This is a genomic window from Streptomyces sp. NPDC055400 (assembly GCF_053644375.1).
Map to the genome: position 1 here is coordinate 443,532 of NZ_JBSHLM010000001.1, position 12,149 is coordinate 455,680.

General features: G+C 71.6%; 8 protein-coding genes. 6 read left to right on the top strand and 2 right to left on the bottom strand.

The window, feature by feature from the left end; translation table 11 throughout:
* Positions 1-68 precede the first annotated feature (68 nt).
* The 6 genes from ACWIGU_RS01885 (at position 69) to ACWIGU_RS01910 (ending at position 11,135) form a co-directional block, all read left to right on the top strand.
* Positions 69-872, top strand: coding sequence for an HlyD family efflux transporter periplasmic adaptor subunit (locus tag ACWIGU_RS01885; protein WP_326773294.1), 804 nt, complete (start codon positions 69-71; stop codon positions 870-872).
* Positions 857-3,112 carry an NHLP family bacteriocin export ABC transporter peptidase/permease/ATPase subunit gene (locus ACWIGU_RS01890; RefSeq protein WP_454396384.1) on the top strand — a complete coding sequence of 752 codons (2,256 nt, stop codon included), beginning with the start codon at positions 857-859 and terminating at the stop codon, positions 3,110-3,112. Before ACWIGU_RS01885 ends, ACWIGU_RS01890 begins: the two co-directional genes overlap by 16 nt.
* 67 nt (positions 3,113-3,179) lie before the next feature.
* Entirely contained in the window at positions 3,180-5,969 is a 2,790-nt protein-coding gene (locus tag ACWIGU_RS01895) for an NHLP bacteriocin export ABC transporter permease/ATPase subunit (protein WP_454397237.1), read from the top strand.
* A 258-nt stretch (positions 5,970-6,227) separates the two neighbouring features.
* Positions 6,228-8,852 (top strand): TIM-barrel domain-containing protein, encoded by a 2,625-nt coding sequence (locus tag ACWIGU_RS01900; protein WP_454396386.1) that lies wholly within the window; start codon positions 6,228-6,230, stop codon positions 8,850-8,852.
* Positions 8,853-9,174: 322 nt separating this feature from the next.
* Complete coding sequence (locus ACWIGU_RS01905) at positions 9,175-9,336, top strand: hypothetical protein (RefSeq protein ID WP_454396388.1); 162 nt, start codon at positions 9,175-9,177, stop codon at positions 9,334-9,336.
* 506 nt (positions 9,337-9,842) lie between these two features.
* The gene (locus ACWIGU_RS01910) at positions 9,843-11,135 is read left to right on the top strand and encodes a type VII secretion protein (RefSeq protein WP_454396390.1); all 1,293 of its coding nucleotides are present in this window, start codon (positions 9,843-9,845) and stop codon (positions 11,133-11,135) included.
* Positions 11,136-11,182: 47 nt separating this feature from the next.
* Here the strand turns inward: ACWIGU_RS01910 and ACWIGU_RS01915 are convergent, their stop codons facing one another.
* Entirely contained in the window at positions 11,183-11,344 is a 162-nt protein-coding gene (locus ACWIGU_RS01915; RefSeq protein WP_329568826.1) for a hypothetical protein, read from the bottom strand.
* Between the two features lie 53 nt (positions 11,345-11,397).
* Positions 11,398-12,135 carry a 3-oxoacyl-ACP reductase FabG gene (gene fabG / locus ACWIGU_RS01920; RefSeq protein WP_454396392.1) on the bottom strand — a complete coding sequence of 246 codons (738 nt, stop codon included), beginning with the start codon at positions 12,133-12,135 and terminating at the stop codon, positions 11,398-11,400.
* Positions 12,136-12,149 lie beyond the last annotated feature (14 nt).

Consider the following 12,149-nt stretch of genomic DNA (forward strand, 5'->3'; position numbering starts at 1 on the left):
CCGGTTCCGGGGCCCTTGGGCACTCCCGGCACCTCGCCGGACAGGAAGACAGGTAAGGGAAGTACGTCGTGCAGTTCCGTCAACAGGCCCTGTCCAAACTGCAGTCGCCCGAGGAACTCGACCTTCCCGTGCGGCTCGCCAGGCCCCAGGGCGTACTCGCGCTGGCCGTGACCCTCGTCGTGATGGCGGCCGCGTCCGTGTGGGCGGTGACCGGGTCGCTCTCCTCGACGCTGCGGGTCCCCGGCGTCCTCACCCACGCGCAGGGCAGTTACGTCCTCCAGAGCCCCGTCACCGGCCAGGTCACGGGCGTGCTCGCCAAGGAGGGGCAGCGCCTCGCCGCGAACTCCCCGCTCCTCAAGGTCAGTACACCGCAGGGCGACCGCTATGTGCGGACCGTCGACGCGGGCCGCGTCACCACGCTCGTCGCCCGGATCGGCGCGGTCGTCACCACCGGCTCCGACGTGGCGACCGTCGAGAAGACCGGCGCCAAGGACCCCCTCCTCGCGATGCTGTACGTCCCCGCGGACCGCGCGGGCACCGTGCCCGTCGGAGCGGACGTCGACCTCACCGTCCAGTCGGCGCCGTCCCAGCAGTACGGCATGCTGCGCGGCCGGGTGCAGGCGGTCGGGCGCGGCGCGCAGAGCAGTCAGCGGGTCGAGGCGTTCCTCGGTGACAAGGAACTGGCCACGCAGTTCACGAAGGGCGGCCCTGCGGTCGCGGTCCTCGTGAAGCTCGTCGCGTCGCCCTCCACCAAGTCGGGTTACGCGTGGTCGTCCAAGGGCGGACCCCCGTACGCGCTCGACTCGATGACCCCCGCCTCCGGCGCCGTGCACCTCGCCGAGCAGCGCCCGATCGATTGGCTGCTCCCGTGAGCCCCTCCCCCGCAGTCCAGCAGCAGCTGCCCCCGGCCGGACACGGCCGCCGCCGCGCGCGCCCCGCGCCGAAGCCGCCGCGGCGCCGCCACCGCACCGTCCGCACGCCCACCGTCCTCCAGATGGAGGCCGTCGAGTGCGGCGCCGCGTCCCTCGCGATGGTCCTGGCGCACCACGGCCGCCACGTCCCGCTGGAGGAACTGCGCATCGCGTGCGGCGTCTCGCGCGACGGCTCGCGGGCCAGCAACCTCCTGAAGGCGGCCCGCAGTTACGGGATGACCGCGCGCGGCATGCAGATGGAGCCGGCCGCGCTCGCGGAGGTCGAGGCGCCCGCCATCCTGTTCTGGGAGTTCAACCACTACGTCGTCTACGACGGCATGGGCCGGCGCTTCGGGCGGCGCGGCGTGCACATCAACGACCCGGACAAGGGCCGCAGGTTCGTGCCCTCCGAGGACTTCGACACCAGTTTCACGGGCGTCGTCCTCGTCCTCGAACCCGGCGACGACTTCCGCCCGGGCGGGCGCAGGCCCGGCGTCCTGCGGGCGCTGCCCGCGCGCCTTCGCGGTACGACGGGCACGATGCTCGCGGCGCTGCTCGCCAGCCTCCTGCTCGTCGCCGTCGGCGCGGCGCTGCCCGCGCTGAGCCGCACGTACATCGACATGTTCCTGATCGGTGAGCAGACCTCGCTCCTCGGCGCGCTGTTCACGTCGATGGGCGCGATGGTGGCGCTCACGGCCGTGCTCACCTGGCTCCAGCAGGCCAACCTGCTGCGCGGGCGCGTCATCGCGTCGACGCTGAGCAGCGCCCGGTTCTTCGGCCATCTGCTGCGGCTGCCGGTGACGTTCTTCGCGCAGCGCAGTCCGGCCGATCTGGTGCAGCGCCTCCAGTCGAACGACGCGGTCTCCGAAACGCTCGCGCGTGACCTGACCGCGGCCGGCGTCGACGGCGTCGTGGTCCTCCTGTACGCGGCGCTGCTGTGGACGTACGACCCGCAGCTCACGCTCGTCGGGGTGGGCATCGCGCTCGGGAACGTCGTCGCGATGCGGATCGTGATCCGGCTGCGGGCCACCCGCACGCAGAAGCTGCGCGCGGACACGGCGCGGCTCACCAACACCTCGTACACCGGTCTGCAGCTCATCGAGACGATGAAGGCGACGGGCGGCGAGAACGGGTACTTCCGGCGCTGGGCGGGGCAGCACGCGACCACGCTGGAGGAGCAGCAGCGGCTCGGGGTGCCGAGCGCGTGGCTCGGCATGGTGGCGCCGACCCTGGCGACGCTCAACAGCGCCCTGATCCTGTGGATCGGCGGCCTGCGCGCGGTCGAGGGGCATCTGTCGGTGGGTCTGCTCGTGGCGTTCCAGGCGCTCGTCACTCGGTTCACCGCGCCGATCACCCGCCTCAACGGTGTCGCGGGACGCATCCAGGACTTCGCCGCCGACGTGGCGCGCCTCAAGGACGTGGAGAGCTTCCCGGCGGACGCCCTGTACACGCGGCCCGACGCGGCGGCGAGCACGCGCCGCCTCAAGGGACACGTCACCCTCGACGACATCACGTTCGGCTACAGCCCGCTGGACAAGCCGCTCCTGACGGGCTTCTCGCTGGCGGTCGGACCCGGTCAGCAGGTGGCGCTCGTCGGCGGCTCGGGCAGCGGCAAGTCGACGGTGTCGCGGCTGATCTCCGGGCTCTACAGCCCGTGGGAGGGCACGATCCGCATCGACGGGCAGCGTCTGGAGGACATTCCGCGGGGCGCCCTGTCGGCGTCGGTGTCCTTCGTCGACCAGGACGTGTTCCTCTTCGAGGGCACGGTCCGTGACAACGTCGCCCTGTGGGACCCGTCGATCCCGGACGAGGCCGTCGTCGACGCCCTCAAGGACGCGGCGCTCTACGACGTCATCGCACGCAGGCCCGGCGGCATCCAGGGCCGGGTCGAGCAGGACGGGCGGAACTTCTCCGGCGGTCAGCGCCAGCGCCTGGAGATCGCGCGGGCCCTGGTGCGCCGGCCGAGCATCCTCGTGCTCGACGAGGTGACCAGCGCCCTCGACGCCGAGACGGAACAGCTCATCATCGACAATCTGCGGCGCCGCGGCTGCGCCTGCGTGGTGATCGCGCACCGCCTCAGCACGGTGCGCGACAGCGACGAGATCGTCGTCCTCGACCACGGCCAGATCGTCGAGCGCGGCCGGCACGAGGCGCTCGTCGCCGCCGGCGGGCCGTACGCCGAGCTGGTCAAGGAGCACTGACGTGACGTACGCAGATCAGGAGTACGCGGCCGGCGACCAGGTGACCGCCGCGTTCGGCTCCCTGGGCATGCCGGTGGACTGCGCCGGCATGCGCAGCCTGAACCTCGAAGGGCCGCAGGTCCTGTGGCTGGTCGTCCAGGGCGCGCTCGACCTGTTCGCGGTCGACGCGGCCGCCCAGGGCCACTGGCACTTCCTGGGCCGGCTCGAAGCGGGGACCCTGCTGCTCGGCCCGGTCGAGGGACCCCAGCACACGCTGGTGGGCCGCCCGTTGCAGGGCTGCCTGCTGCGCCGTATCGGCCTGCGCGAACTCCAGCGCCCGGACTACGGCGACGCCTCGTGGTCGTACGACCAGCAGTACCTCAGCCAGTACGACACCCAGGACGCGGCCCTCAGCCTCCTCGAGCACGCCTTCGCACTGGGGGTGGGCCGCAGCCAGCGCGTCCTGTTCGAGGCACCCCTCGACGGCCGGACGGCCGGCGACGACTCCGTGGGCGACGACGACATCCTGTGGCTGCCGATCCTGCCGGGCAGCGTGCAGTACGGCGCGTCGTACAGCGCGGACACCGTGGGCGAGCTGCTCGTCGACGGCTCGATGTGGCAGCGCATGGTCAACCAGCAGTTCCGGCTCCTGTCCGCGCTCGACCGGTGGATCGAACGCCTGGAGAGCGCGCACGAGACCCGGACGGCGGCGGGCATCAAGGCGGGCGAGACCGTCCGCGAGGAGGCCGACCGGACACTCCTCGCGTCCATCGGCCGCCAGGGCAAGGGCAGTTCACGTCGCGGTTCCTCCCCCGGGAACGGCGACGACGCGACGTACGCGGCGTGCGAGCTGGTCGCGGGCGCGGCCGGGATCAAGCTCACCGCGCCCGAGCGCAGCGGCGCCGTCAGCGACCGTGTCGATCCGGTCGAGCAGGTCGCCGTCGCCTCACGGATCCGCACCCGCGCGGTCCGCCTCGACGGGCGCTGGTGGCGGGAGAACGCGGGCCCCCTGGTGGGGCACCGGGCGTCCGGCACCCCGGTCGCGCTGCTGTGGCGGCGCGGTGGGTACGAGGCCGTGCATCCGTCGAGCGGGCGGCGGACCCGGATCGACGAGGACAACGCGCAGGAGTTCGAGCAGCGGGCGGTCATGCTGTACCGGCCGCTGCCCGACCGGGCGCTGAGCCCGCTGCGGCTGCTGCGGTTCAGCGCGCGCGGCACGCGGGCCGACGTGCGCAACCTGCTGCTCGCCGGGCTCGTGACGGTCGCGATCGGGGCCCTGGTGCCGGTCGCCACCGGGCGGGTGCTCGGCGTGTACGTGCCGAACGCCGAGACGGACCTCATCGTGCAGGTCTCCCTCGCGGTCATGGTGACGAGCATCGTGTCGGCCGCGTTCATGCTGCTGCAGAATCTGACGATCCTGCGTATGGAGGGCCGGATAGAGAGCGCGCTCCAACCCGCCGTGTGGGACCGCCTGCTGAGGCTCCCGACGCGGTTCTTCGCGTCGCGTTCCACGGGTGAGCTGGCGAGCGCCGCCATGGGCATCAGCTCGATCCGCCGCCTCATGTCCGGCGTGGGCCCGGTGGTGGTGCAGTCCGGCACGATCGGCGCGATGAACCTCGTCCTGCTGCTCCTCTACAGCGTGCCCCTGGCGCTGACCGCGCTCGCCATGCTCGCGGTGATCGCGGGCGTGTTCCTCACCCTCGGGCTGTGGGAACTGCGCTGGCAGCGCCGCCTCGTCGTGCTCGGCAACAAGCTCAACAACCAGGCGTTCCAGACGCTGCGCGGCCTTCCGAAGCTGCGGGTCGCGGGCGCGGAGAGCTTCGCGTACGCCTCGTGGGCCGGGGAGTTCGCGCGCAGCCGCGAGCTCCAGCGGCGCGCGGGCCGCATCAAGAACCTGACGACGGTCCTCAACGCGGTCTATCTGCCGCTGTGTTCGCTCGCCATGTTCATGCTGCTCGCGGGCCCCGCGCGGGGCACCCTCTCCGCGGGCGACTTCCTCACGTTCAGCACCGCGGTGACGATGCTGCTGTCCTCGGTCACGCAGCTCACGGGCGCCCTGATCTCGGCGGCGGCCGTCCTGCCGATGTTCGAGCAGATCAAGCCCGTCCTCGACGAGGCACCCGAGGTGCGGGTCGCCAGCACCCAGCCGGGCGAGCTGACCGGCGAGATCGAGGCGCGCGGTGTGTCCTTCCGCTACACGGACGACGGGCCGCTCGTCCTCGACGACGTGAACCTGTCCATCAGGCCGGGCGAGTTCGTCGCGGTCGTCGGTCCGAGCGGCTGCGGCAAGTCCACGCTCCTGCGCCTCCTCATCGGCTTCGACAAGCCGGTCTCGGGCGGTGTCCTGTACGACGGCCAGGACCTCGGCGCGCTCGACCAGGCCGCTGTGCGCCGGCAGTGCGGCGTCGTCCTGCAGAACGCCCAGCCGCTGACCGGTTCGATCCTGGACTGCATCTGCGGCGCCGAGGTGTTCACGCAGGAGGAGGCGTGGGAGGCGGCGGCGATGGCGGGGCTCGCCGAGGACATCAAGCGGATGCCGATGGGCCTGCACACGATGATCGCCGGTGGCGGCGCCATCTCGGGCGGCCAGCGCCAGCGCCTGATGATCGCGCAGGCGCTGATCCGCAGGCCGCGCATCCTGTTCTTCGACGAGGCCACGAGCGCGCTGGACAACGAGACCCAGCGCACCGTCATCGACAGCACCCGCGCCCTGAACGCCACGCGCGTCGTCATCGCGCACCGCCTGTCCACGGTGATGGACGCGGACCGGGTGATCGTCATGGCGGACGGCCGCGTCGTCCAGCAGGGACCGCCGGCCCAGCTGCTCGCCGACACGAACGGACGGCTGCACGAGCTGGTGCGGCGTCAGATGGCATAGCCCGGGCCACAACCGAGCCGCCGCCCGCGCAAGGGAACACAGCCGGCCCGCGCGAGGACATTGACAGAACCCCTCAACCCTGTGAACCTTCGTGCTCGAAGTTGCTCGAAACGACAACAGTTCAAGCACTGGTAAACATCGACCGGCCGGGCTCCATGAGTCACTCGGGTTGAGCGGAGATGCACCTTGCACGGATTGCGAAGACTGCGGCAACGGCGGCCGAGACGGCAACGACCGTCTCGCGGGGGCACGTTGGCGGTGATCGGCACCGCGGCGCTCCTCGGCGCGACCCTCCTCGGGACCCCCGCCCAGCAGGCCAAGGCGGCGACTCCGGGCAGCGGGGTGCTCGACGACGCCCACAAGAGCGTGACGTGGCAGAGCCCGGTGTACGCCGCGGGGACCGTGGGCGATCCCGGCAAGTGCCCGGCCGCGGCGGACGACCCCGACAACAAGGTGTGCGACCGCTTCGACCTCAAGGTGTCGGTCCCTGACGGCTACTGGGACGACAACCCCGAGGGCGGCGTCCCCGTCTCGATCGAGTGGGCGAAGCAGCCCACCGACGACTTCGACATGTACGTCTTCGACGACGCGGGCAAGCAGGTGGCCGCCAGCGCGGGCACGGCCGACCCCGAGGCCACGATCATCCCCAAGGCCGACGGCACGTACCACGTCGTGGTCGTCCCCTACGACGTGCACGACAACTCCTTCGTCGGCAAGGCGTATCTGCCCGAGACCACCGACGCGGGCGACCTGACCTCCTTCACGGGCAAGGACGGCAGCTACACCATCGGAGCCGGCGCCCTTAAGGCGAAGGCAGACTTCCTGACAGATGGTCAACTGCGGCTTCAGGCAGACCCTTCCGGCACGTTCAGCGACCCGGCGGGATCGCAGATCGTGCGCAAGCAGCCCGCGCTCGACCAGCACACTTCGTCGTTCGACGCGGGCGCGTACTACGGCATCCGCTCCGCCGGCGCCGTCCTGCGCGTCTACAAGAAGCCCCTGCGCTTCGGCCTCTACAAGGCCGACAACAGGACGCGGATCTGGCAGGAGGACAAGCCCCTGCGCTGGTCCACCGGCGGCATGCGGCAGAGCCTGGAGCGCGGCAAGGATGAGCAGTTCTTCGGTGGCGGCGAACAGAACGGCTCGTTCTCACACCGCGACAAGACGGTCTACGTCGCGAACAACACCAACTGGAACGAGGGCGGTTACAACAACTCGCAGCCGTTCTACCTCTCTACGGCGGGCTACGGCGTCTACCGCAACACCTTCGCCCCCGGCGTCTACGACTTCGGCCCCTCGGTCCACACGGGCCAGCAGGAGCGCCGCCTCGACGCCTACTACTTCCTCGGTGACGCGAAGAAGGTGATCGGCGGCTACACGTCGCTGGTCGGCAAGCCGTTCATGCCGCCGGTGTACGGCCTCGAACCCGGCGACGCCGACTGCTACCTCCACAACGCCAACCAGGGCGAGCGCCACACCCTCGACTCCCTCAAGGTCGCCGACGGGTACGTCGAGAACCAGATGCCGCTCGGCTGGATGCTGGTCAACGACGGCTACGGCTGCGGCTACGAGAACCTCGCCGAGACCGCGAAGGGCCTCCAGGAGCGGGGCACCGAGATGGGGCTGTGGACCCAGGACGGCATCGACAAGCTCGCCGACCAGGTGAAGGCCGGGCAGCGCGTCGCGAAGCTCGACGTCGCCTGGGTCGGCAACGGCTACGGCATGTCGCTGGACGCCTGCGACAAGGCGAAGGCCGGCATCGAGGACAACAGCGACGCGCGCGGATTCGTCTGGATGCCCGTCTCGTGGGCGGGCGCGCAGCGCTGCGGCGTGCTGTGGAGCGGTGACCAGAAGCTGTCGTGGGACTTCGTGCGCTGGCAGATCCCGACGTACGCGGGCGCCACGATGTCGGGGATCGCGTACAACACCGGTGACGTGGGCAGCATTTACCGCCACGACGCCAAGATGTACGCGCGTGACCTCCAGGCCAAGACGTTCCTGCCCGCCATCATGACGATGGACGGCTGGGCCAGGGACATCACCACCGGCGAGAAGATCAACCAACAGCCGTGGGTGGACGGCGAGCCCTACAGGTCCATCAACCGCAAGTACCTCCAGCTGCGCGAACGCCTGCTGCCGTACCTGTACACGCTGTCCGCCGAGGCGGCGAAGACCGGTGTCGGCGGGGTGCGCCCGCTCTACCTGGAGTACCCGGACGACCCCGCGACGCTCGGCGCGAACGCCAAGTACGAGTACCTGGCGGGCGACGACTTCCTGGTCGCCCCGGTCTACAAGGACTCGGACACCCGCGACGGCATCTACCTGCCCAAGGGCACGTGGACGGACTACTGGTCGGGCAAGACCTACAAGGGTCCGACCACGGTCGACGGCTACCACGCGCCCATCGACACGCTCCCCCTCTTCGTCAAGTCCGGTGCGGTCGTGCCGATGTGGCCGAAGGGGACGACGTCGTACAAGTCCCGTGACGTCCACGAGCTGGACTGGGACGTGTACCCGCAGGGCCGCTCCTCCTACACGCTGTACGAGGACGACGGGGTGACCCGCGACTTCGCCGAGGGCGCGTCGGCGACGCAGCGCGTCACGGTCGACCAGGGCGAGCACGCGACCGAGGTCAACGTCGGTGCGAGCAAGGGCAGTTACAAGAACAAGCCCGACGCCCGCGCGTACCGGTTCACCGTCCACGGCGAGGGCGCGCCGCGCCAGGTGTCGGCCCAGGGGCACACGCTGCCCCGCGTCGGCTCTGCGGACGCGCTCGCGGCGGCCGGGTCGGGCTGGTACTACGACGCGGACACGGGGGTGACGACGGTGAAGACCGCGCGCCAGTCCCTGGACCGCGGCTTCACGGTGACGCTGCGGCGCTGATCCGCAGGCAGGAGCAGGGCGGGGCGGGTCCGGTGGTACGGGCCCGCCCTCTCTCCGTTGCCGCGGACTGCCGTAACCCGGGCGCAGGCCTCCGGACGCGGCCCCGACCCCGCGCCGCACCAGGCGGTTTGCTGGTGCGACGCGGGCTGCTCGTACGATGTCCGCGAGTACGTTCGGGGTAGCGCACGGAGGAGGGGTGAGGGTGTCGGCTCCAGCCGATTCGCGAGGTCGTGTCCGCGTCGCGCCCGCCCAGTTCCTTCCGCCGGCACCCCGTACACCACGCCGACCAGCACGTCTTCGGCCCGATGATAGGTTCAAACGCGTGATATCGACGGGGTCACTGAGCCGTACGGCGCTGAGCGGAGTCGCCTCGGCGGGTGAGCGCAGACGCGTCGAACCCGTGGTGCCGTCCCGCGCGCCGCTCGGCGTCTTCGGTGTGTACGGGCGTCTGCTCGGCACCTTCGCGCAGGGGCTCGGGGAATGACGCAGAGCGACTGGCAGGACAACGTACTGCGGGACCTGCTCCGGCAGACCCAGGCACAACTGGGCGGGGAGGGCGGCGGGATGACCACGTCGGATTTGTCCAGTTCCGAGGTAGTGGGGCGAGGCGCCGGGGGCGAGGGAGAGGCGGAGCCCTCAGTGACGCCTGCGCCCGCCCCCGGGCGCGCACCGCTTCCGCGCCGGCGCCCCAATACGTCTCCGTCACCGGACGCGGGGCCCGGCCCCTCGCCCTCACCGCCGCTCGACCCGGACGACGACGCTGCGGGTGAGCCGATTTCCCCCACGGATACCCCGGCGCCGCGCCGGACGGCGTCGCTGGCGGCACGCCTCGCCGCGGGCCGAGCGGACCGGCCGACTCCGCCGACCGACGCGGACGCGGTACCGGTTCCGGCGGCATCGACCGACGCCCCCGCCGACGCACCGCCGACCCCCAAGCCCCCGGCGCCAGAGCCCGGACCCGGCAGCACAGGCACGTCACCCCTACAGAACGTGTCCATCGAGATCGACAAGAAGGCCGCCCCAACACCCGCGCCTCCGCCCGACATCACGGACGCCGTGCCCGTCCTGGTGGCAGCCACCCCCTCCCCGGCCCCGGACTCCCCGCCCCCCGTCCCCCCAGCCGGCATCAGGGACGCCGCACCCACGCCCGACGCGCCCGCCCCGCCCCCGAACCCCCCGGCCTCCCACCTCCCCTCCGCCCCGCCTCCCTCAGGACTCCCCGCCCCCTACACCCCCGCACCCGCACCCGCACCCGCACCCGCACCCGCACCCGCACCCGCACCCGCACCGACCCTCCAGCCGCACGCCTCCGCTCCCCACCCCCCGGTCGCCCCCAACCCCCCATCGCGAAACCCCCGGCTCCCCGCCTTCACCCCCGAATCCGTCCCCACCGTCGACCCGCGGCTGGCCGGTGCGCTCGGGCGGGCTCAGCACGGGGACACCGTGGCCAGGCGCACGGGGCATTCGCTGCGCAGGCTCGCCTCGTCCGCCGCGCCGGGAGTGTCCGAAGAGACGCGTCTGGCGCGGGAGGTGCAGCAGCCGGTGGCCAACGGCCGGGTGGTCGCCGTGACATCCATCCGCGGCGGCGTGGGCAAGACCACTGTGTCCGCCCTCCTCGCCCGCACCCTCAACCACTACCGGCACGACCCGGTGCTCGCGCTGGAGGCGGACGCCGCACTCGGCACGCTGCCCGTGCGACTGGGCGCCGAGTCGGTGCGCTGGTCGTGCCCCGACCTGGCGCAGATCCTCAAACCGTCGATGCGGCTCACCGACGTCACCGGCTACCTCGTGCCGGTCACCGACGGCGGCTGGCTGCTGCCGGCGAGCCAGGGCCGCGTCGGCGCCCCGCTGGACATACGTACGTACCGGACGGTGTCGCTCGCGCTGCGGCGCTACTTCGCGGTGACGGTCGTGGACTGCGAGACGCTGCCGGGCGAGGTGGCGCGTACGGCGATGGACACGGCGCACGCGCGCGTGGTGGTCGCCCCGATGACGGTGGAGGGTGTGGGCGGCACGCGCGTGGTGCTCGACTGGCTGGCGCAGCTCCCGAAGGCGGCCCTGGCCAGCACCGTCGTCGCGCTCACGTCGAGCGCGCCCGACATGACGCTCGACCTGAAGGCGGCGACCGCGCATCTGCGCGAGACGGGGGTCTCGGTGGTGCACCTGCCGTACGACCGTCATCTGGCGGCGGGAGGCCCGATCCGCACGGCGCTCCTGTCGGAGGCGACACGCCGCGCGGCCACGGGTCTGGCGGCCGAGGCGGTACAGAGGGCGGCGAGGTAGCGGTAGCGCACCGCCCGGCCCCGCTCATCCCCGGGACACGAGCCGGCCTAGGTGATCAGGGCGATGAACAGGGCGACCGGAGGGACGACGAGGCCTGCGGCCATCAGCCAGCCCGTCCTCTCCGTCGTCTTTTCGCCGACCTTGATACACAGCGGTGCCACCAGGGCGAGATAGAAGAACAGCGGCACGACGATGATGCCAAGGCCCATGATGTGTCCCTTCGATCGGGCGTCCGGTGCTGCTCGGCACGCCGGGCGGCCCGTCAGATGAACCGGCCGCCCGCCACCTCCAGGACGCAGCCCGTCGTGTACGACGACAGGTCGGAGGCGAGGAACACAACCGTGCCGGCGACCTCCTCGGGTTCACCGGCGCGGCGCATCGGTACTTCGGCGAGCTTGGCGTTCCAGATGTCCTCGCGCAAGGACTCCGTCATCTCGGTGCGGATCAGGCCGGGCTGGACGGCGTTGACCCGCACGCCCCGGTGGGCGAGTTCCTTCGCGGCGGCCTTGGTGAGGCCGACGAGACCGGCCTTGGCCGCGCTGTAGTTGGTCTGTCCGACCATGCCGACCTTGCCGGAGATCGACGAGATGTTGACGATCGAGCCGCTCCCCTGCTCTCTCATGACCTCGGCGGCCGCTCGGATGCCCAGCCAGGCCCCCTTGAGGTGGACGTCGACGACCGCGTCGAAGTCGGCCTCGGACATCTTGCGCAGGGTGGCATCCCGTGTGATGCCCGCGTTGTTGACCATCACGTCGAGGGAACCGAACCGCTCGGCACAGCCGCGTACCGCGGCCTTCACCGCGTCGGCGTCGGTGACGTCGCAGGTAACGGCGGCCACCTGGGTGCCGGTGGAGTCGAGGGCGCGGGCGCTCACCTCGGCCGCGGGGCCGTCGATGTCGGCGATGACGACGCGTGCGCCGTTCTTGTGGAAGGCCGTGGCGACGGCGAGGCCGATCCCCTTGGCCGCCCCGGTGACCAGGGCGCTCCTGCCGTGCAGCATGGGTCGAATCTCCT

What these genes read in the sequence shown, in the direction of transcription:
- ACWIGU_RS01915 (WP_329568826.1), bottom strand. Translation starts at nt 11,344, where the DNA reads ATGGGCCTTGGCATCATCGTCGTGCCGCTGTTCTTCTATCTCGCCCTG.
- ACWIGU_RS01895 (WP_454397237.1), top strand. Translation starts at nt 3,180, where the DNA reads ATGCCGGTGGACTGCGCCGGCATGCGCAGCCTGAACCTCGAAGGGCCG.
- fabG (WP_454396392.1), bottom strand. Translation starts at nt 12,135, where the DNA reads ATGCTGCACGGCAGGAGCGCCCTGGTCACCGGGGCGGCCAAGGGGATC.